Origin of the sequence: Thermoactinomyces intermedius (assembly GCF_013912365.1) — a bacterium.
Lineage (GTDB): Bacteria > Bacillota > Bacilli > Thermoactinomycetales > Thermoactinomycetaceae > Thermoactinomyces > Thermoactinomyces intermedius.
Map to the genome: position 1 here is coordinate 35,862 of NZ_JACETT010000049.1, position 21,151 is coordinate 57,012.

23 protein-coding genes are annotated in these 21,151 nt (G+C 50.4%); all 23 read left to right on the forward strand.

All coding sequences use genetic code 11. The features are described 5' to 3' along the window. Positions 1-19 precede the first annotated feature (19 nt). Positions 20-523: a 50S ribosomal protein L10 gene (gene rplJ / locus H1R82_RS11675; protein ID WP_037997020.1), complete on the forward strand. Its 504-nt coding sequence runs from the start codon at positions 20-22 to the stop codon at positions 521-523. 41 nt (positions 524-564) lie between these two features. Continuing rightward, on the forward strand, positions 565-930 hold the full coding sequence (rplL, locus tag H1R82_RS11680) for a 50S ribosomal protein L7/L12 (RefSeq protein WP_181732402.1): 366 nt from the start codon (positions 565-567) through the stop codon (positions 928-930). Positions 931-1,050: 120 nt separating this feature from the next. Continuing rightward, entirely contained in the window at positions 1,051-1,653 is a 603-nt protein-coding gene (locus H1R82_RS11685; RefSeq protein ID WP_181732403.1) for a class I SAM-dependent methyltransferase, read from the forward strand. Positions 1,654-1,888: 235 nt separating this feature from the next. Further along, on the forward strand, positions 1,889-5,443 hold the full coding sequence (gene rpoB, locus H1R82_RS11690) for a DNA-directed RNA polymerase subunit beta (protein WP_181732404.1): 3,555 nt from the start codon (positions 1,889-1,891) through the stop codon (positions 5,441-5,443). Between the two features lie 71 nt (positions 5,444-5,514). Beyond that, positions 5,515-9,129, forward strand: a complete 3,615-nt coding sequence (rpoC, locus tag H1R82_RS11695) for a DNA-directed RNA polymerase subunit beta' (RefSeq protein WP_181732405.1) — start codon at positions 5,515-5,517, stop codon at positions 9,127-9,129. 86 nt (positions 9,130-9,215) lie between these two features. Next, the gene (locus H1R82_RS11700) at positions 9,216-9,470 is read left to right on the forward strand and encodes a 50S ribosomal protein L7ae-like protein (protein WP_181732406.1); all 255 of its coding nucleotides are present in this window, start codon (positions 9,216-9,218) and stop codon (positions 9,468-9,470) included. A gap of 151 nt (positions 9,471-9,621) precedes the next feature. Then, on the forward strand, positions 9,622-10,035 hold the full coding sequence (rpsL, locus tag H1R82_RS11705; RefSeq protein ID WP_181732407.1) for a 30S ribosomal protein S12: 414 nt from the start codon (positions 9,622-9,624) through the stop codon (positions 10,033-10,035). A 45-nt stretch (positions 10,036-10,080) separates the two neighbouring features. Continuing rightward, complete coding sequence (gene rpsG, locus H1R82_RS11710) at positions 10,081-10,551, forward strand: 30S ribosomal protein S7 (RefSeq protein ID WP_037997036.1); 471 nt, start codon at positions 10,081-10,083, stop codon at positions 10,549-10,551. A 34-nt stretch (positions 10,552-10,585) separates the two neighbouring features. Next, entirely contained in the window at positions 10,586-12,661 is a 2,076-nt protein-coding gene (gene fusA, locus H1R82_RS11715; protein ID WP_181732408.1) for an elongation factor G, read from the forward strand. 110 nt (positions 12,662-12,771) lie between these two features. Continuing rightward, positions 12,772-13,959, forward strand: coding sequence for an elongation factor Tu (gene tuf / locus H1R82_RS11720; protein WP_181732409.1), 1,188 nt, complete (start codon positions 12,772-12,774; stop codon positions 13,957-13,959). Positions 13,960-14,323: 364 nt separating this feature from the next. After that, entirely contained in the window at positions 14,324-15,106 is a 783-nt protein-coding gene (gene aroD / locus H1R82_RS11725; protein WP_181732410.1) for a type I 3-dehydroquinate dehydratase, read from the forward strand. Between the two features lie 139 nt (positions 15,107-15,245). After that, complete coding sequence (locus H1R82_RS11730) at positions 15,246-15,815, forward strand: shikimate kinase (protein WP_181732411.1); 570 nt, start codon at positions 15,246-15,248, stop codon at positions 15,813-15,815. 262 nt (positions 15,816-16,077) lie between these two features. After that, the gene (gene rpsJ, locus H1R82_RS11735; protein ID WP_037997048.1) at positions 16,078-16,386 is read left to right on the forward strand and encodes a 30S ribosomal protein S10; all 309 of its coding nucleotides are present in this window, start codon (positions 16,078-16,080) and stop codon (positions 16,384-16,386) included. A 33-nt stretch (positions 16,387-16,419) separates the two neighbouring features. After that, entirely contained in the window at positions 16,420-17,049 is a 630-nt protein-coding gene (gene rplC, locus H1R82_RS11740) for a 50S ribosomal protein L3 (protein WP_181732412.1), read from the forward strand. Between the two features lie 25 nt (positions 17,050-17,074). Then, entirely contained in the window at positions 17,075-17,701 is a 627-nt protein-coding gene (rplD, locus tag H1R82_RS11745) for a 50S ribosomal protein L4 (protein WP_181732413.1), read from the forward strand. Continuing rightward, positions 17,698-17,985, forward strand: coding sequence for a 50S ribosomal protein L23 (gene rplW, locus H1R82_RS11750; RefSeq protein WP_037997053.1), 288 nt, complete (start codon positions 17,698-17,700; stop codon positions 17,983-17,985). The genes rplD and rplW overlap by 4 nt, the downstream gene beginning before the upstream one ends. A gap of 27 nt (positions 17,986-18,012) precedes the next feature. After that, a complete protein-coding gene (rplB, locus tag H1R82_RS11755) occupies positions 18,013-18,846 on the forward strand; it encodes a 50S ribosomal protein L2 (protein ID WP_181732414.1) in 834 nt (277 codons plus the stop codon). Positions 18,847-18,885: 39 nt separating this feature from the next. After that, the gene (gene rpsS, locus H1R82_RS11760) at positions 18,886-19,167 is read left to right on the forward strand and encodes a 30S ribosomal protein S19 (RefSeq protein ID WP_037997058.1); all 282 of its coding nucleotides are present in this window, start codon (positions 18,886-18,888) and stop codon (positions 19,165-19,167) included. 29 nt (positions 19,168-19,196) lie between these two features. Next, positions 19,197-19,532, forward strand: a complete 336-nt coding sequence (rplV, locus tag H1R82_RS11765) for a 50S ribosomal protein L22 (protein WP_181732415.1) — start codon at positions 19,197-19,199, stop codon at positions 19,530-19,532. 22 nt (positions 19,533-19,554) lie between these two features. Continuing rightward, positions 19,555-20,217, forward strand: a complete 663-nt coding sequence (gene rpsC, locus H1R82_RS11770) for a 30S ribosomal protein S3 (RefSeq protein ID WP_037997062.1) — start codon at positions 19,555-19,557, stop codon at positions 20,215-20,217. A gap of 3 nt (positions 20,218-20,220) precedes the next feature. After that, positions 20,221-20,646 carry a 50S ribosomal protein L16 gene (gene rplP / locus H1R82_RS11775; protein ID WP_181732416.1) on the forward strand — a complete coding sequence of 142 codons (426 nt, stop codon included), beginning with the start codon at positions 20,221-20,223 and terminating at the stop codon, positions 20,644-20,646. Beyond that, positions 20,643-20,855, forward strand: a complete 213-nt coding sequence (gene rpmC, locus H1R82_RS11780; RefSeq protein WP_037997849.1) for a 50S ribosomal protein L29 — start codon at positions 20,643-20,645, stop codon at positions 20,853-20,855. The genes rplP and rpmC overlap by 4 nt, the downstream gene beginning before the upstream one ends. Further along, positions 20,852-21,118 carry a 30S ribosomal protein S17 gene (gene rpsQ, locus H1R82_RS11785; RefSeq protein WP_037997846.1) on the forward strand — a complete coding sequence of 89 codons (267 nt, stop codon included), beginning with the start codon at positions 20,852-20,854 and terminating at the stop codon, positions 21,116-21,118. The genes rpmC and rpsQ overlap by 4 nt, the downstream gene beginning before the upstream one ends. The last annotated feature ends 33 nt before the right edge of the window (positions 21,119-21,151 follow it).

Here is a 21,151-nt window from a genome sequence, read left to right on the forward strand (position 1 = left end):
TGATGAGGAGGTGTGCCGCGTGTCCAAAGCGATTGAAAGAAAAAAACAAGTTGTCGCAGAAATCGCAGAAAAACTGGAAAAGAGCAAAAGCACCATTGTAGCTGACTATCGCGGTTTGGATGTAAAACAAATGAACGAGCTGCGCAAACAATTGCGCGAAGCCGGCGTTGAATTCAAGGTGCTCAAAAATACGCTGACCCGCCGTGCTTGCGAACAAGTCGGCGCCAACGACCTGACCGAGCATCTGACCGGGCCGACCGCAGTTGCATTCAGCTACGAAGATGTAGTGGCTCCGGCCAAAATTCTCCATGGCTTTGCCAAAGAGAACAAAGAGCTGGAAATCAAAGGCGGTTTGGTGGAAGGGAAAGCCGTCAGCCTTGATGAAATCAAGGAACTGGCAGAACTTCCGTCCTACGAAGGTTTGCTCTCCATGTTGCTTAGCGTGTTGCAAGCGCCTGTGCGCAACTTTGCACTGGCTGTCAAAGCAGTGGCTGACAAAGATGGAGAAGCTGCCGAAGCTTAAAAAATTATTGATATCTAACAGAATGCAAGGAGGTTTCCTTTATGTCTAAAGAAGAAATCATTCAAGCGATTAAAGAAATGAGCGTTCTCGAACTGAACGATCTTGTAAAAGCAATTGAAGAAGAATTCGGTGTAACGGCTGCGGCTCCGGTTGCAGTGGCTGGTGCTGCCGGCGGCGGAGATGCTGCTGAAGAAAAAACTGAATTCGATGTTGTGCTTGCCAATGCAGGCTCCTCCAAAATCAACGTCATTAAAGCCGTTCGCGGTATTACCGGCCTCGGCTTGAAAGAAGCAAAAGCACTTGTTGACAACGCTCCGTCCCCGATCAAAGAAGGAGTTTCCAAAGAAGAAGCAGACAAAATCAAAGCAGAACTCGAAGAAGCCGGTGCTACTGTAGAAGTGAAGTAATCGTTTGGATCCGGCTAACCCGTCGTCATACGGTCGGCGGGTTCTCTTTTTAAAGCAGACGATCCGAAATTTGAGATGAGAAGGACTGGTCTTCTCTTCAAAAAAGGAGATCCGTTATCCATGGCTGATCACTATTTTTCCCGTCAACCTGAGTCGAAAAGTGAAGAGCGCGAAATCCAAGCCGTTTTGTCGGGCATATCCTTCCGTTTTCAAACGGATGCCGGTGTGTTCTCGAAAAAGGGAATTGATTTTGGCTCCCGCCTTTTGATTGAAAGCGCCGAGATCGAACCGGAATCGGCCGTTCTTGATTTGGGCTGCGGCTACGGACCGGTTGGAATTGCGGTGAGCAAAACGGTACCGGATGTCAAAGTGACTATGGTGGATGTGAATGAACGGGCTGTTCAGCTGGCAAAAGCGAATGCAGCTTTGAATCAGGCGGATGGCCGTGTGGAAATTTTGGTCAGTGACGGGTTCTCTCAACTGCAAGGCAGGAAGTTTGACCATATTTTGCTGAACCCGCCCATTCGCGCGGGGAAATCAACGATTTACCGTCTGTTTAAAGAAGCGTCTGATGCCCTTCATCCAGGGGGATCTTTGTGGATCGTCATCCGCAAACAACAGGGAGCGGAATCGGCCAAAAAAGAGTTGGAACAATTATTTGCAGATGTCGAAGTGGTCCGGAAGAAAAAAGGGTATGTCATTATCCGCTCACGAAAAGATTGACACTAAATTTTCGTTATGATAGTGTATTAAATTGCAGAAAGTGTCTTTGAACTCATAGAATCATTGAAAACGGTTGTGTGAAAACCGGTTGGTTTATTGCGCGATCCAACTGGATAAAATAGGTAAATAGACTGCTTCTAGGTAAAAATGAGGTTCAATATCACTCATTTTCTTTTTTTACTTTGACAACCGCATCTGGAAAGCGGTTTTGACTGGGTGCGAGGGGGGAGTTTATTTGGCTGGTAAAATGATCCCGTGTGGTCGTCGGCAACGTCGTAGTTATGCTCGCATTAACGAGGTTTTGGAATTACCGAATCTGATCGAGATTCAGCTGAAGTCATACCAATGGTTTTTGGACGAAGGTTTGCGGGAAATGTTCCGCGACATTTCGCCCATCGAAGATTTCACGGGGAATCTGGTGTTGGAATTTATCGATTACAGCTTGGGGGAACCCAAGTATACTGTGGAGGAAGCAAAAGATCACCAGGTTACCTATGCAGCACCGTTGCGTGTGAAAGTTCGCCTGATCAATAAAGAGACCGGTGAAGTCAAGGAACAGGAAGTGTTTATGGGTGACTTCCCGCTCATGACGGAAACCGGAACCTTTATCATCAACGGCGCGGAACGAGTCATTGTAAGCCAATTGGTTCGTTCGCCCAGTGTGTATTATAACACGAAAGTGGACAAAAACGGGAAGCCGACTTATACTGCCACAGTAATTCCAAATCGTGGCGCTTGGCTTGAGTTGGAAACCGATGCCAAAGATATCATTTATGTTCGCATTGATCGTACACGGAAAATTCCGGTGACGGTTCTTTTGCGTGCGCTTGGATTCAGCAGCGATGCGGAAATCCTCGATTTGTTGGGGGATGACGAATACATCCGTAACACCCTGGACAAAGACAACACGGGGAATACTGAAAAAGCGCTGATTGAAATTTATGAACGTTTGCGTCCGGGAGAACCGCCAACCGCGGAAAATGCCCGCAGTCTGCTTTATGCGAGATTTTTTGACCCGAAACGTTACGACTTGGCAAGTGTCGGACGCTATAAAATCAATAAAAAACTGCATATCAAAAATCGTTTGATCAATCAAAAACTGGCTGAACCCATTGTGGATGCTGAAACCGGTGAAATTTTGGCCGAAGCCGGACAAGTTCTGGAACGCCGCGTGTTGGACAAGTTGATGCCTTATCTCACCGGGGAAAAGGCATACGGTTACAAGTCTTACAAAGTGCGTGGTGGCGTGCCGGAAGACGGAACGATTGAGTTGCAATCCATTAATATTTTCTCCCCGACGGAAGACGGAAAAGTGATCAAAGTCATTTCGAACGGGGAAGTGGACGACTCGGTCAAACACATTACCGCTGCGGATATTTTGGCTTCCATTAACTACTTTATCAACTTGTTGCACGGGGTTGGCTCAACGGATGACATTGACCATCTCGGAAACCGCCGTCTGCGTTCCGTCGGGGAATTGTTGCAAAACCAATTCCGGATCGGTTTGTCCAGGATGGAGCGTGTTGTGCGTGAACGGATGTCCATCCAGGATGCCAATGCCATCACACCGCAAGCGCTGATTAATATTCGTCCGGTGATTGCCGCGATCAAAGAATTTTTCGGCAGCAGCCAGTTGTCCCAATTCATGGATCAGACCAACCCGCTGGCTGAGTTGACGCACAAACGCCGTTTGTCAGCATTGGGTCCCGGTGGTTTGACCCGGGAGCGCGCAGGGATGGAAGTGCGTGACGTTCACCACTCACACTATGGTCGGATGTGTCCGATCGAAACTCCTGAGGGTCCGAACATCGGGCTGATCAACTCGTTATCGACATATGCACGGGTCAATGAGTACGGATTTATTGAGACGCCGTACCGCCGGGTCGATCCCGAAACCGGAAGGGTCACGGATCAAATCGATTATCTGACTGCGGATGAAGAAGACCATTTTTACGTTGCCCAAGCCAACGCTGAATTAAACGAAGACGGAACCTTTGCCCATGAAACGGTGACCGTCCGTTACCAAGATGAAACGATTACCGTTCCGCGGGATCGGGTCGACTACATGGACGTTTCCCCGAAACAGGTCGTGTCGGTGGCAACGGCATGTATTCCGTTCTTGGAAAACGACGACTCCAACCGTGCGTTGATGGGATCGAACATGCAGCGTCAAGCCGTTCCGTTGCTCCGCCCGAGAGCGCCGTATGTCGGGACCGGCATGGAGCATATTGCCGCCCGGGATTCGGGGGTCATGGTTCGTGCCAAACGGCCCGGCACCGTTGTGCGGGTGACGGCGGATGAAGTTTGGGTCCGCCATGAGGAAGAAGTAGACGGCCGCGTGGTTGAAGGGGACATCGACAAGTACAAGTTGACGAAGTTTGCCCGTTCCAACCAGGGAACCTGTATCAACCAGCGTCCGGTTGTCAAGTACGGGGAGAAAGTGAAAGCCGGTGACACGCTGGCAGACGGTCCTTCCACCGAACAAGGGGAATTGGCACTGGGACAAAACGTGGTGGTCGCGTTCATGACATGGGAAGGTTACAACTACGAGGACGCGATCCTGTTAAGTGAAAAGCTTGTGAAAGAAGATGTCTACACATCGATTCACATTGAAAAATACGAAAGCGAAGCACGGGATACCAAATTGGGTCCGGAAGAAATCACACGGGATATTCCCAATGTCGGGGAAGATGCGCTGAAAAACCTGGATGAACGCGGAATCATCCGCGTGGGGGCTGAAATCAAACCCGGCGACATCCTCGTGGGGAAAGTCACTCCGAAAGGAATGACCGAACTGACTGCGGAAGAGCGCCTGTTGCACGCCATCTTTGGTGAAAAAGCGCGGGAAGTTCGCGACACCTCACTGCGCGTTCCCCATGGGGAATCCGGAATCGTTGTCGATGTAAAAGTGTTTACCAGGGAAAACGGAGATGAGTTGCCGCCTGGCGTCAACCAACTGGTTCGCGTGTACATCGCTCAAAAACGGAAGATTTCCGAAGGGGACAAAATGGCAGGACGCCACGGAAACAAAGGGGTTATCGCAAAAGTTCTGCCGGAAGAAGACATGCCGTTTTTGCCCGACGGCACGCCGGTTGAAGTGGTGCTGAACCCGCTCGGGGTTCCGTCGCGGATGAATATCGGACAGGTTCTGGAGGTCCACCTCGGCATGGCCGCGAAAGCGCTGGGGCTTCATATGGCGACACCGGTCTTTGACGGCGCGACCGAGAACGATGTCTTTGACACGTTGGAAGAAGCCGGACTCAGCCGGGACGGAAAAACCATCCTGTACGATGGCCGGACGGGTGAACCGTTTGAAAACCGTGTCACGGTCGGGGTCATGTATATGATCAAACTGGCCCACATGGTTGACGATAAAATTCACGCCCGTTCAACCGGACCGTACTCGCTGGTTACCCAGCAACCGCTCGGCGGTAAAGCGCAGTTCGGCGGTCAGCGGTTCGGTGAGATGGAGGTATGGGCGCTGGAAGCTTACGGTGCAGCCCACACCTTGCAGGAAATTCTCACTGTGAAGTCGGACGATGTCGTCGGTCGCGTGAAAACGTATGAAGCGATTGTCAAAGGCGAAAATGTGCCAGAGCCGGGTGTTCCCGAATCATTCAAAGTTCTCATCAAAGAACTGCAAAGTCTGGGAATGGATGTCAAGATCCTTGCCGGCGATGAGCAGGAAATTGAGATGCGCGAACTGGATGAAGAAGATGAACCGGCCAATGAAAAGTTAGGATTTGATTTGTCGGTCGATGAAGGCAATAAATCCAACTCTTCTTCGTAGTGCGAAAGGGGGAGCGTGAGAAACGCTCTCCTTACGCACAACGGGATGAATCCTGAGGGAGGAATCGCCCAATGCTCGATGTAAATAACTTTGAATTTATGAAAATTGGTCTCGCCTCGCCCGAAAAGATCCGTTCCTGGTCCCGCGGTGAGGTGAAAAAACCCGAAACGATCAACTATCGTACGTTAAAGCCGGAAAAAGAAGGCTTGTTTTGTGAAAAAATCTTTGGTCCGACCAAGGACTGGGAGTGTCACTGTGGAAAGTACAAACGGGTCCGGTACAAAGGGGTTGTTTGTGACCGGTGCGGTGTGGAAGTAACCCGTTCGAAAGTGCGCCGCGAACGCATGGGGCATATCGAATTGGCCGCACCCGTCTCCCATATTTGGTACTTCAAAGGAATTCCCAGCCGGATGGGTCTGGTTCTGGATATGTCTCCCCGTTCGCTGGAAGAAGTGATTTACTTCGTTTCCTACGTGGTTGTGGACCCGGGATCGACCCCGTTGGAGAAAAAACAATTGTTGTCGGAAAAAGAATACCGTACTTACCGCGAAAAATACGGCTCCGCATTTACGGCCATGATGGGGGCCGAAGCGATCAAACGGTTGCTTTCCGAAATTGATCTGGATAAAGAAGTCGAGGCACTGAAAGAGGAACTGCAAACGGCACAAGGACAAAGACGCAACCGTGCGATCAAACGTTTGGAAGTGCTGGAAGCATTCCGCACCTCCGGAAATGATCCGGCATGGATGGTTTTGGATGTTTTGCCGGTGATTCCTCCGGAATTGAGACCGATGGTCCAACTGGACGGCGGACGGTTTGCCACTTCCGACCTGAACGATTTGTACCGCCGGGTGATTAACCGGAACAACCGCTTAAAACGTTTGTTGGATTTGGGTGCTCCGGACATCATCGTACAAAACGAGAAAAGGATGTTGCAGGAAGCGGTCGACGCTTTGATCGATAACGGCCGGCGCGGTCGTCCGGTGACCGGTCCGGGAAACCGCCCGCTGAAGTCGTTGTCGCACATGTTGAAAGGGAAACAAGGACGTTTCCGTCAAAACCTGCTCGGAAAACGGGTCGACTATTCCGGCCGTTCGGTAATCGTCGTCGGTCCTCACTTGAAAATGTACCAATGCGGCTTGCCCAAAGAAATGGCTTTGGAGCTCTTTAAACCATTTGTCATGAAAGAGCTGGTGGCAAGAGGGCTGGCCCACAACATCAAAAGTGCAAAACGGAAAGTGGAACGCGTCCATCCCGAAGTTTGGGACGTCCTGGAAGACGTCATCAAGGAACATCCGGTTCTGTTAAACCGTGCTCCGACGTTGCACCGTTTGGGGATCCAAGCGTTTGAGCCGGTCTTGGTGGAAGGGCGTGCCATCCGTCTGCACCCGCTCGTATGTACGGCTTATAACGCGGACTTTGACGGGGACCAAATGGCGGTTCACGTGCCCCTTTCGGCCGAGGCGCAAGCGGAAGCCCGGCTGTTGATGCTGGCGGCGCAAAACATTTTGAACCCGAAAGACGGCAAGCCGGTTGTCACGCCTTCTCAAGACATGGTTCTTGGTTCTTACTATTTGACGCTGGAAAAACGAAACGATCCCGGAGAAGGAAGTGTGTTCTACTCCATTTCCGAAGCGATCAACGCATACGATCACGGTTATGTCACGTTGCATTCGCGGATTGCGATTCCGGCGAAAAACGTGGGCAAAAACGTCTTTACGGAAAAACAAAAGAACGCGCTCTTGGTGACAACCGTCGGGAAATTGATTTTCAACGAAATTTTCCCGGCAGATTTCCCGTATATCAATGAACCGTCCAAAGAAAACATGGTACGCACTCCGGACAAGTATTTCATTTTCGAAAAAGGAACCAACGTGAAAGAGTTCATCCAGAACATAGAGGAACCGTCTGCTTTGAAAAAAGGACACCTCGGAACGATCATTGCCGAGTGTTTCCGCCGTTTTGGAACCACGGTCACCTCCCAGGTTCTGGACAAAATCAAAGAGTTGGGATATAAGTATTCCACCAAAGCGGGAATCACGATTTCCGTTTCCGATGTCACGGTTCCGGAAGAAAAGAAAGACATTTTGGCCAAAGCAGACGAAGAGGTCCAAAAAGTCCTCAAGCAATACCGTCGCGGTTTGATCACCGACGATGAACGGTATGAACGCGTCATTTCGATCTGGAGCCAGGCCAAAGACCAAATCACGGACGTCCTGATGAAGAAAATGGGCAAATTTAACCCCATTTACATGATGGCCAACTCCGGTGCGCGGGGGAACGTGTCGCAAATCACCCAGCTGGCCGGAATGCGCGGTCTGATGGCGAACCCGGCCGGTAAAATCATTGAGCAGCCGATTCGCACGAACTTCCGTGAAGGTTTGACCGTGTTGGAGTACTTTATTTCAACACACGGTGCGCGGAAAGGTTTGGCGGATACCGCTCTCAGAACGGCAGACTCCGGTTATTTGACCCGCCGTCTGGTCGACGTGGCCCAAGATGTGATTGTCCGTGAAGACGACTGCGGCACGGATAAAGGAATTTCCGTGACCAAACTGGCCGAAGGCAATGAAGTGATTGAGGAACTGTATGACCGGATCGTGGGACGGGTTGCTTTCCAAACGGTTCGTCATCCTGAAACAGGTGAAGTGATTGTCCGCCGGAATGAATTGATCGATGAAGACATCGCCAAAGAAATTGTGGATGCGGGGATCGAAGAAGTGGTCATCCGTTCGGTGCTGACATGCCGGACCCGGCACGGGGTGTGCAAAAAATGTTACGGTCGCAACCTGGCCTTGGGTACGCCGGTGGAAGTCGGTGAAGCCGTCGGAATCATTGCCGCCCAATCGATCGGTGAACCCGGTACCCAGCTGACGATGCGTACTTTCCATACAGGCGGGGTGGCCGGAGACGACATCACCCAAGGTTTGCCGCGGATTCAAGAGCTGTTTGAAGCCCAGAATCCGAAAGGTCAGGCCGTCATCAGTGAAATTGCCGGTACGGTGAAAGACATCCGCGAAACCAAGGATCGCCGTGAAATTGAAATCGAAGGAGCGGTGGAATCCAAAGTTCATGTCGTACCATACGGCGCACGGCTGAAAGTGGACGTGGGCGATGTCGTGGAAGCCGGTATGGAACTGACCGAAGGTTCGGTGGATCCGAAAGATCTGCTCCGCATCAAAGGCGCCCGCGGAGTTCAAAATTATATCTTGCGTGAGGTACAAAAAGTATACCGCTTGCAAGGGGTGGAAATTAATGACAAACACGTTGAGGTCATGGTGCGCCAAATGATGCGCAAAGTCCGGATCACCGATGCCGGTACGACGGATTTGTTACCGGGGTCCATCGTGGATATTCACGATTATGAAGATGCCAACCGGAAAGAACTGTTGTCGGGCGGGGATCCGGCAGTGGGTCGTCCGGTTTTGCTCGGGATCACCAAGGCTTCACTGGAGACCGATTCCTTCCTGTCGGCAGCGTCGTTCCAAGAAACCACCCGCGTCTTGACCGATGCCGCCATCAAAGGAAAAGTGGATCGTCTGTTGGGATTGAAAGAAAACGTGATTATCGGGAAATTGATCCCGGCCGGTACCGGTATGGACCGTTACCGTTCCATGGGATACAAGTTGGCGAATGAAGTCGGGGGCAGCGACAAACAGGAGAAGGAAAAGGTAACGATTGAGTAGTGATTTTTATTGACTTTGCTCATTCATGGTGGTAATATATCCTCGTGTGCTTGGATGTAAATCATTCACTTTGGAGGGCAGCAAGCATGTCTTATGAAAAAGTGAAACAAGCAAATTCGTTAACGATTGGTGCCAAGCAAACGAAAAAAGCCATTGAACAGGGCATTGCCACCCGGGTGTTTGTGGCTGATGATGCGGATCCGCGAATCACAGAACCGATTGTTACGCTTTGCAAAGAGAAAGGAATTGCTGCGGAGCATGTCGACTCCATGAAAAAGCTCGGAAAAGCTTGCGGGATTGAAGTCGGCGCGGCGACGGCAGCGATTTTAAAAGAAGTGTGAGCGACGATATCAACGGTTGGCCGCGTATGGTGATTGCGCGGCCGGCCTCCTGAAATATAAGTCGTTCCCATTTTTATAACCACAGATGGAACACCTGGATCTGTGGTCTTGTAAACAAGTTAAATCCGCGCCAAAGGGAGGTGCCTGAAGAATGCCGACAATTAACCAGCTCGTGCGTAAAGGTCGTAAAAGCAAAAAATCTCAATCCAAATCACCAGCGCTTCAATACACCTACAACACGCTGAGAAAAGAGGTTGTACGCCAAAGTGCACCGCAAAAACGCGGAGTATGTACCCGTGTGGGCACGATGACGCCGAAAAAGCCGAACTCCGCTTTGCGTAAATATGCCCGTGTCCGTTTGACAAACGGAACCGAGGTGACGGCGTACATTCCAGGAATCGGCCATAACCTGCAAGAACACTCCGTGGTTCTGGTTCGTGGCGGACGTGTTAAAGACTTGCCTGGTGTGCGTTATCACATTGTGCGTGGCGCTTTGGACACGGCCGGGGTGACCGACCGGAAACAAGGCCGTTCCAAATACGGTACCAAACGTCCGAAAAAATAATGAAGCATAAGATTTGACAAAATGGGATAAAAAGGAGGGAGAAGCATGCCGCGTAAAGGACCAGTACCTCGTCGGGATGCGCTGCCGGATCCGATTTACAACAGCAAACTGGTTACCCGTCTGATCAACCGGCTGATGTATGACGGTAAAAAAGGAGTTGCTCAGCGCATTTTGTACAATGCTTTTGATATCATCCGCGAGCGTTCCGGAAATGATCCGATGGAAGTGTTTGAACAAGCACTGAAAAACGTAATGCCAGTATTGGAAGTAAAGGCACGTCGTGTTGGGGGTGCCAACTACCAGGTGCCGGTTGAAGTCAAGCCGGAGCGTCGTACCAGCCTTGGTTTGCGTTGGCTCGTGAACTATGCCCGTCTTCGCAGTGAGAAGACCATGGAAGAGCGTTTGGCCAACGAAATCATGGATGCAGCAAACAACACAGGAGCTGCAGTGAAGAAGAAAGAAGATACTCACCGCATGGCAGAAGCAAACCGTGCTTTTGCACATTATCGCTGGTAATTTAAATTTGCCGACATGAAAGGAGAAATTTCCGATGGCCCGTGAATTCTCCTTAAAAAATACACGTAACATTGGAATCATGGCTCACATTGATGCGGGTAAAACAACGACCACCGAGCGGATTCTGTTCTATACCGGTCGTGTGCACAAAATCGGGGAAACCCATGAAGGTGCCGCCACGATGGACTGGATGGAACAAGAGCAGGAACGCGGAATCACCATTACTTCCGCTGCAACCACGGCTCAGTGGAAAGGACATCGGATTAACATCATCGATACTCCGGGTCACGTTGATTTTACCGTGGAAGTTGAGCGTTCCCTGCGTGTATTGGATGGAGCTGTAGGGGTTTTTTGTGCGAAAGGTGGCGTTGAGCCGCAATCCGAAACGGTATGGCGTCAGGCTGACACCTATGGTGTTCCGCGCATTGCTTACGTAAACAAAATGGATATCATCGGTGCTGACTTCTACGGCGCCGTGGAGCAAATGCGTGAACGTTTGAACGCCAATGCCGTTCCGATTCAGTTGCCGATCGGCGCTGAAGACACGTTTGAAGGCATCATCGACCTCATCAACATGAAAGCGGTCTTTTACCTCGATGACCTGGGAACCCGGTCCGAGGCCCGCGAGATCCCTGAAGAGTATAAGGAAAAAGCGGAAGAATACCGTACGGCATTGATCGAAGCGGTTGCTGAGTTGGATGAAGAGTTGATGATGAAGTACCTCGAAGGGGAAGAATTGACCGTTGATGAAATCAAAGCGGCACTTCGCAAAGGAACATGTAACGTGGAAATCACACCGGTTCTTTGCGGTTCTTCCTACAAAAACAAAGGGGTTCAATTGTTGCTGGATGCTGTCGTTGATTATTTGCCGTCCCCGCTCGACGTGCCGGACATCCAAGGAACCTTGCCGGATGGCACCGAAGCCACCCGCAAATCCGGGGATGACGAGCCGTTTGCAGCGTTGGCGTTCAAAGTCATGACAGATCCGTATGTAGGTAAATTGACGTTCTTCCGTGTGTATTCCGGTACATTGGAATCCGGTTCCTATGTACTGAACTCAACCAAAGGAAAACGTGAACGCATCGGTCGTATCCTGCAGATGCACGCAAACCACCGTGAAGAGATCAGCACCGTTTATGCCGGTGACATCGCTGCAGGGGTGGGACTCAAAGACACCACCACCGGTGAAACCCTGTGCGATGAAAAACACCCCATCATTCTCGAATCGATGGAATTCCCGGAACCGGTGATCTCCATTGCCATTGAACCGAAGTCCAAAAGCGACCAGGATAAAATGGCAGTGGCTCTTTCCAAACTGGCTGAAGAAGACCCGACCTTCAAAACGAGAATGGATGAAGAAACGGGTCAAACCATCATCAGCGGAATGGGAGAGCTTCACCTGGACATCATCGTTGACCGTCTGAAACGCGAATTCAAAGTGGAAGCGAATGTGGGTGCACCTCAGGTTGCCTACAAGGAAACCTTCCGTTCTTCCGCGAAAGTGGAAGGGAAATTCGTGCGTCAGTCCGGTGGACGCGGTCAATACGGTCACGTATGGATCGAATTCGAGCCGCTGGAAGAAGGCGCCGGCTTCGAATTTGTCAACAAAATTGTCGGTGGGGTTGTACCGAAAGAATACATCCCGGCCGTACAAAGCGGTATCGAAGAAGCCATGCAAAACGGTGTGTTGGCGGGTTATCCGTTGGTGGACATCCGTGCAACACTCTTCGACGGATCTTACCACGATGTGGACTCGTCGGAAATGGCCTTTAAAATCGCAGGTTCCATGGCGTTGAAAGCAGCCAAGGACAAATGTAACCCGGTACTTCTCGAACCCATCATGAAAGTGGAAGTCGTGGTTCCGGAGGAATACATGGGAGATGTCATGGGTGACATCAACTCGCGCCGCGGACGTGTGGAAGGAATGGAATCCCGTTCCGGAGGCCAAGTCATCCGTGCGATGGTTCCGCTTGCCGAGATGTTCGGTTACGTAAACACATTGCGTTCCCGCACACAAGGACGCGGTGTTTTCACAATGGTGTTTGACCATTATGAAGAAGTGCCGAAAAACATCGCGGATGAAATTGTCAAAAAAGCAACTGGCGCTTAATGGCAAACCCTGCTAAACTACCTGGAGAAGCGGAAAAATGTCCGCTTCCCTGATTCCAATAAATCTATTAAAATATTACTGATTCCTAAGCAAAGGGAGGATTATTCGATATGTCTAAAGCCAAATTCGAGCGTACGAAACCGCACGTAAATATCGGAACAATCGGTCACGTAGACCATGGTAAAACCACTTTGACCGCTGCAATCACAACCGTTCTTTCTCAATCCGGTGGTGCTGAAGCACAAGCTTACGATCAAATCGACAAAGCTCCGGAAGAAAGAGAACGTGGAATCACCATCTCCACCGCTCACGTTGAGTACGAAACCGAAAATCGTCACTATGCTCACGTTGACTGCCCGGGTCACGCCGACTACGTGAAAAACATGATCACGGGTGCTGCTCAAATGGACGGAGCCATCCTGGTTGTATCCGCAGCTGACGGTCCGATGCCGCAAACCCGTGAACACATCTTGCTGTCCCGCCAAGTAGGCGTTCCGTACATCGTTGTATTCTTGAACAAATGCGACATGGTTGACGACGAAGAGCTTCTCGAGCTCGTTGAAATGGAAGTTCGCGAGTTGCTCAGCGAGTACGAGTTCCCGGGAGATGACATTCCGGTTATCCGCGGTTCTGCATTGAAAGCTCTGGAAAACCCGACCGGAGAAGATGCTCAACCGATTCATGAACTCATGAAAGCCATCGACGAATATGTTCCGACTCCGGAACGCGACACCGACAAAACCTTCTTGATGCCTGTGGAAGACGTGTTCACCATCACCGGTCGTGGTACCGTTGCTACCGGTCGTGTGGAACGCGGTATCTTGAACACAGGTGACGAAGTGGAAATCGTTGGTTTGGATGAAACCCGTAAAACGGTTGTAACCGGAATTGAAATGTTCCGTAAGTTGCTCGACAGCGCTGAAGCTGGTGACAACATCGGTGCATTGTTGCGTGGTATTGACCGCAAAGAAATCCAACGTGGTCAAGTTCTCGCTAAACCGGGAAGCGTAAACCCGCACACCAAATTTAAAGCACAAGTTTACGTATTGTCCAAAGAAGAAGGTGGTCGTCATACCCCGTTCTTCTCCAACTATCGTCCGCAATTCTACTTCCGCACCACGGACGTAACCGGTGTTATCAAACTGCCGGAAGGCGTTGAAATGTGCATGCCTGGCGACAACGTAGAAATGGAAGTAGAACTCATTGCACCGATCGCTATTGAAGATGGTACCCGCTTCGCTATCCGTGAAGGTGGACGTACCGTTGGTGCAGGTGCCGTTACCGAAATCATTGAGTAAGATCAATGGTGAATTTGGCACAACCGCTGCCTGATTTCAGGCAGCGGTTTTTTTATGGGCCGAAAGGAGCGGATATGCGGCACCCGGCTTTGGGATACACGGGGAAATGGTTGCGTGGGACGGTGTTTTTTAAAAGGTGGAGCGTGTGGGGGACTGGTGTGTTTCATGAGGAATTTTTGAAAGGCGGAGTGTGTGGATGACCGGCGTGTTTCACGGGAATCGATGATGCAGGCGGGGGCGGTTTCATACCGGCCGGAGCAGTACCATCAGTATGCAAGTTTTTCTCTTCAGAGTGGATATAGTATAGTAAATTCAATACGCATGCATCCATCCTGAAAGAAGCGGAGAGGAGTGTGAGGGGAGAATGAAGATTTCGCCAACCGTCGTCACGGTCCGAAAGGTTGAAATCGGGGGCGGACAGCCTTGTATTTGTGCCCCGGTGGTCGGCAAAGATGCGGATGAGATCCGAAATCAGACAAGTGAACTTTGTCGGAAAAAGCCGGATCTGATCGAGTGGAGGGCGGATTTTTTTCAAGAGATCGGCGATCCGGAAAAGGTGTTGGATGTTGTTCATCAGATGAGGGGGATTGTCGGGGAGATTCCGCTTTTGTTCACGATTCGTTCCGAAAAAGAAGGGGGGCAACCCATCCCGTTGACGGATGGCGATAAAATCCGCCTGATGAAGCGGGTCTGTCAAACCCGTCAGGTGGATCTGATCGACCACGAGTTGCGGGACGAGCGGAACATCCCGGTTATCCGCAACGTTTCCAAAGCATACGGGGTCCGCTTGATTTTGTCTTTCCATGATTTTGATCAGACGCCGGCAAAAGAAGTACTGGTTGATAAAATCTTCAAAGCCGTTGAGTTCGGGGCGGATATTGCCAAAGTGGCCGTGATGCCCGCCACTTTCAAAGATGTGATCGTTTTAATGGAAGCAACCGAAGAAGCGCGGCATCATGTGCGAATTCCCTTAATCACCATGTCGATGGGCGGATTGGGTACGATTACCCGGCTGGCGGGTTGGGCATACGGGTCCGCCGTCACGTTTGCCTCCGGATCCCGAAGTTCAGCTCCGGGACAGATGCCGGTTGAAGAAGTCCAAAATCTGTTGCCAGTCATTCAAAAGTATACCCGGGGCGAAGATTGACACGGTTTGCGGGCGCGCTTTATACTCTTAGTTAATTAAAAAGGGCCCGGATGGAAGAAGATGGATGTGGTTTGGCCAATTTGTGCCGGTCTTCCTTTTGACGGGTTTATAAGCTGGCGGAAAAAGGGTGAAAGCGGAGATGAAAGTGCCGGATGGTCTTTCGTGTCAGGAACAAAATCTTGTACTGATTGGTTTTATGGGAGCGGGAAAGACGACGGTCGGGGAGCAGGTGGCCGGGATGTTGGGCTTTGATTTTGCGGATACGGACCGGGAATTGGAAAAAGTGCATCACATGTCTGTCCCGCAAATGTTTGCCCGCAAAGGAGAAGCCTGGTTCCGGCGGCAGGAACGGGATTTGATCGTCAGGTTGTGTGCGGGGGAGCAGAGGAAGGTGCTCTCCCTTGGCGGCGGTGCGTATTTGCAGGAAGAGGTGCGCCGTGTCTGTCTCAAGCACGGGCTGGTCGTTTTCCTTGATGTATCCTGGGAATATTGGAAAGAGGAACGTTATCCGCGGATCCGCGACAACCGTCCGGTTTTGCAAGACAAAACGATGGAAGAGATCAAACGGTTGTTTTTTGAAAGAAGGCGTCAGTATGCATTGAATCATGCAAGCATTGCCATCACGAACCGGAAAGACACGGAGCAGGCTGCCGGCCGGATTGCGGCATTCCTCCGGCGTGCACGGGAAGCGGAAAAAGTCAATCCGTGACGTCCGGCAGGAAATCGCCATGCGGTTCCCGTACTCTTTTATTCCGGGAGCTTTTTCATCAAAAATGCGACAATGGCTCCCCGATGCAATCAAAACAAGAAAAAAACTTGCATATCTATTGTTTTTTCTTTATAATCGTGAATGTTGTCATGAACGCGATGAAGCGAAAGGTTGCCGACACACCCGGCCCCTTTGCCATGGCCGGGCGGGAAATTTTCGTGGAGAAGTTCATTTTCAAAATGGGCGAGAAGGAGGGGTAAAGATGGCAAAACAAAAGATTCGCATTCGGTTGAAAGCTTACGATCACCGCATTTTGGACCAATCTGCGGTTAAAATCGTGGATACCGCCAAGCGGACAGGTGCCAGCGTTTCCGGCCCGATCCCGCTGCCGACGGAAAAATCGGTTTATACGATTTTGCGCGCGGTTCACAAATACAAAGATTCTCGTGAGCAATTCGAAATGCGCACTCATAAACGTCTCATTGACATCATGAATCCAACTCAGCAAACCGTGGATGCGTTGATGAGATTGGATCTTCCGTCTGGTGTCGACATTGAAATCAAATTGTAATCTCTGATTCTGTAATGGCAGGAGGTGTGCAAAGTGAAAGGGATTCTCGGTAGAAAACTCGGGATGACTCAGGTCTTCAATGAAGACGGAGTGGTCACTCCGGTTACGGTGGTTGAAGCAGGTCCCTGTGTCGTGTTGCAGAAAAAGGAAGTCGCAACCGACGGATATGAGGCCGTTCAACTCGGTTTTGACGAAAAGAAAGAACATCGTGCAAACAAGCCGGAACTCGGTCATGCGAAAAAAGCCGGCGTCAAACCCCAAAAATTCATCAAAGAGATCCGCGGTGTGAACTTGGATGAGTATGAATTGGGAAGCACCATCAAAGCGGATATTTTCTCTGAAGGGGACATCGTGGATGTCACTGGAACATCCAAAGGGAAAGGATTTGCCGGTGCCATTAAACGGCATAACCAATCCCGCGGTCCGATGAGTCACGGTTCCCGTTATCATCGCAGACCCGGTTCTTTGGGTGCGGTTGGTCCGAGCCGTGTGTTCAAAGGACAAACATTGCCCGGACGCATGGGCGGAGACAAGGTGACAACACAAAACCTGCAAGTGGTTCGTGTTGATGCCGAGAAAAATCTGCTCTTGATCAAAGGCGCCATTCCGGGACCGAAAAACGGTTATGTAGTGATCAAATCTGCTGTGAAAGCAGGCAACTGATTGAGTGAAGAAAGGAGGAGCATCCATGCCAAAGTTAACGGTCTTAGATATGAGCGGTAAGCAAGTCGGGGACATTGAGCTTTCTGAAAATGTTTTTGGCATCACCCCGAATGAAGCTGTGTTGCACGAAGCCGTTGTCATGCAACAAGCATCCTTGCGCCGCGGTACCCATGCAACCAAAAATCGTGCGGCTGTGAGCGGTGGCGGTAAAAAACCCTGGAGACAAAAAGGAACCGGACGCGCACGTCACGGCAGCATTCGTTCCCCGTTGTGGGTTGGCGGTGGCACCGTGTTTGGTCCGCAACCACGGAGCTATGCTTACAAATTGCCGAAAAAAGTACGGCGTCTTGCCATTAAATCGGCGCTTTCTTCCAAAGTGAACGACAGCGAGCTGATCGTTCTGGATGAATTGAAAATGGAACAGCCCAAAACCCGTGAGATGGTTCAAGTCCTCAAAAATCTGGGTGTGGATCGCAAAGCGTTGATCGTTGCAGATCAAGTGGAAGAAAATGCAGAGCTTTCCGCCCGTAACATTCCGGGAGTGAAAGTGATCCCGGCTGAAGGCTTGAATGTTCTTGATGTGCTTTATCATGACAAACTCATTCTCACCCGCGGGGCTGTGAATCGCATTGAGGAGGTGTTTGGCCAGTGAAAAACCCACGTGACATTATTCGTCGACCGGTCATCACCGAAGAGTCCACAGACCTGATGGAAGAAAAGAAATATGTATTTGAAGTCGATCCCCGCGCAAACAAAGTGGAAGTGAAAAAAGCGATCGAAGAGATCTTCGGCGTGAAAGTGGATAAAGTAAACACAATGCGCGTAAAAGGAAAAGTGAAACGTTACGGTCGTTACAGCGGTCGCAGACCCGAACGGAAAAAAGCGATTGTAACGCTCACGGAAGACAGCAAGGCCATCGAAGTATTTGAGGTTTGATATTAAGCAAGAAGGAGGGAAAGAGCAGTGGCTATTAAATCTTTTAAGCCAACGACCCCGTCCCGTCGTCATATGACCGTTTCGGCATTTGATGAGATTACGACGGATAAGCCGGAAAAGTCATTGGTTGTTCCGCTGGTGAGAAAAGCCGGCCGCAACAATCAAGGGAAATTAACGGTCCGCCATCAAGGTGGGGGACATAAACGGAAATACCGTATCATTGACTTTAAACGTGATAAAGATGGCATTCCAGGCAAAGTTGCCACAATCGAGTACGACCCGAACCGTTCTGCAAACATTGCACTGATCCATTATAAAGATGGTGAAAAACGCTACATCTTGGCACCGCACGGATTGAAAGTCGGAATGACCGTGGTTTCCGGTCCGGATGCGGACATTCGTGTCGGAAACGCCTTGCCGCTGAAAAACATCCCGGTGGGTACGGTGATTCACAACATCGAAATGAAACCGGGCCGCGGCGGTCAATTGGTGCGTGCTGCAGGTGCTTCTGCACAACTGCTCGGGAAAGAAGGAAAATATGCGATCATTCGCCTGGCTTCCGGCGAAACCCGGATGATCCTTCTCACCTGTCGTGCAACGATTGGTCAAGTCGGAAACATTGATCATGAATTGATCCGTGTGGGGAAAGCCGGACGTTCCCGTTGGATGGGTAAACGGCCGACGGTTCGCGGTTCGGTGATGAACCCGGTGGATCACCCGCATGGTGGTGGGGAAGGTCGTGCACCGATCGGACGCAAATCTCCGGTTACCCCGTGGGGAAAACCGACGCTGGGTTACAAAACCCGCAAGAAAAACAAGCAGTCTGACAAATATATTATTCGTCGCCGTAAAGGTAAATAAAGGCTGTGAAATAGCCTCACTCGAAGGGAGGTCGAACTTATGGGCCGCAGCTTGAAAAAAGGGCCATTTGCCGATGCACATCTTTTGAAAAAAGTGGAAGAACTGAACAAAAAAGACGAAAAACGTGTGATCAAAACATGGTCTCGTCGTTCCACCATTTTCCCCGAATTTGTGGGTCATACGTTTGCTGTGCATGACGGGCGCAAACATGTGCCGGTTTATGTGACAGAAGACATGGTGGGCCACAAATTGGGTGAATTCGTACCGACCCGGACCTTCAGAGGGCATGCCGGTGATGACAAGAAAACGAAAAGACGGTAGAGGTTTCGGTTAAGAGAGGAGGTTAAATGATGAAAGCAAAAGCAGTTGCTCGTTACGTGCGGATCGCTCCCCGTAAAGCACGTCTGGTGATTGACTTGATTCGCGGCAAATCTGTAGAAGAGGCACTTGCCATTTTACGCTTTACTCCTCGTGCCGCCTCTCCGATTATTGAGAAAGTGTTGAACTCCGCCGTAGCGAATGCGGAGCATAACTACAATATGGACACCAATCGTCTTTATGTAGAGCAAGCTTTCGTAGATGAGGGGCCGACGATGAAGCGTTACATTGCACGTGCTCGGGGTGGCGCGGGCCGTATCAACAAACGCACAAGCCACATTACGGTAGTTGTTTCTGAAAAAGAATGATTGAATAAGGAGGGATGAAGCTTTGGGTCAAAAGGTAAATCCGGTGGGTCTGCGTGTCGGCGTGATCCGCGACTGGGAATCCAAATGGTATGCGGATAAAGACTATGCAGATCTCTTGCACGAAGACATTCGAGTCCGTGAGTATATCAAAAAACGCCTGAAAGACGCAGCGGTGTCTGGAATTGAGATTGAACGTGCTGCAAATCGCATTAACATCACCCTTCATACCGCGAAACCCGGAATGGTGATCGGTAAAGGTGGAGCTGAGGTGGAAGCACTTCGTCAGGCTCTTACCAAATTGACCGGCAAGAAAGTTCACATCAACATCAGCGAAGTGAAAAACCCGGAGCTTGATGCATATCTGGTAGCTGAAAACATTGCACAACAACTGGAACGCCGTGTTTCATTCCGTCGTGCGATGAAACAAGCCATTCAGCGTTCGGTTCGTGCCGGAGCAAAAGGGGTTCGCACTTTGGTGAGCGGCCGTCTTGGCGGTGCAGACATTGCACGCAGTGAAGGTTACAGCGAAGGAACGGTTCCGCTTCACACATTGCGTGCTGATATTGACTACGGTTTTGCCGAAGCACATACCACATACGGCCGGATCGGTGTGAAGGTATGGATTTATCGTGGCGAAGTTTTGCCGCAAAAAAATAAAGAAGGAGCAGCGGAAGGAGGCGAGTAACCTATGCTGATGCCAAAACGCGTGAAGTTCCGCCGTCCACATCGCCCCAGTTTGAAAGGGAGGGCAAAAGGCGGTACGGAAGTCGCTTTCGGTGAATTTGGTTTACAAGCGCTTGAACCGGCTTGGATCACCAACCGTCAAATCGAAGCTGCCCGTATTGCCATGACCCGTTACATGAAACGTGGCGGGAAAGTGTGGATTAAAATTTTCCCGGATCAACCGATCACTCAAAAACCCCTCGAAGTACGGATGGGAAGCGGGAAAGGTTCGCCCGAAAAGTGGGTGGCGGTTGTGAAACCTGGCAAAGTGATGTTTGAAGTAGCAGGGGTTCCGGAAGAAGTGGCCCGTGAAGCGATTCGTCTTGCAGCTCACAAACTTCCGATCAAAACCAAATTTGTAAAACGTGAAGAAGCGGGTGGTAACGAATGAAAGCAAAAGAGCTGATCGAATTGACCACCGCCGAAATCGAGCAAAAGCTCGCACAGTACAAAGAAGAGCTGTTTAACCTCCGCTTCCAATCGGCAACCGGTCAATTGGAAAACCCGGCCCGGTTGCGTCAGGTTCGCAAGGATATTGCCCGTTGTAAAACCGTATTGCGGGAGCGCGAACTAGGGATTGAAAGGAGGAAACAGGGATGAACGAGCGCACAAGTCGCCGTAAAGTACGTGTCGGCAAAGTGGTCAGCGATAAAATGGATAAAACGATCGTCGTCGCTGTTGAAACCTACAAAAAGCATCCATTGTACGGAAAACGCGTGAAATACACCAAAAAGTTCAAAGCGCATGATGAAGAAAACCGTGCAAAAGTCGGAGATGTTGTACGAATCATGGAAACACGTCCGCTTTCAAAAGATAAGCGCTGGCGTTTGGTTGAAATCGTTGAAGAAGCAGTGATTGTTTAATGACAAGCGCATGATTGAAGCGGGAAGGAGGGA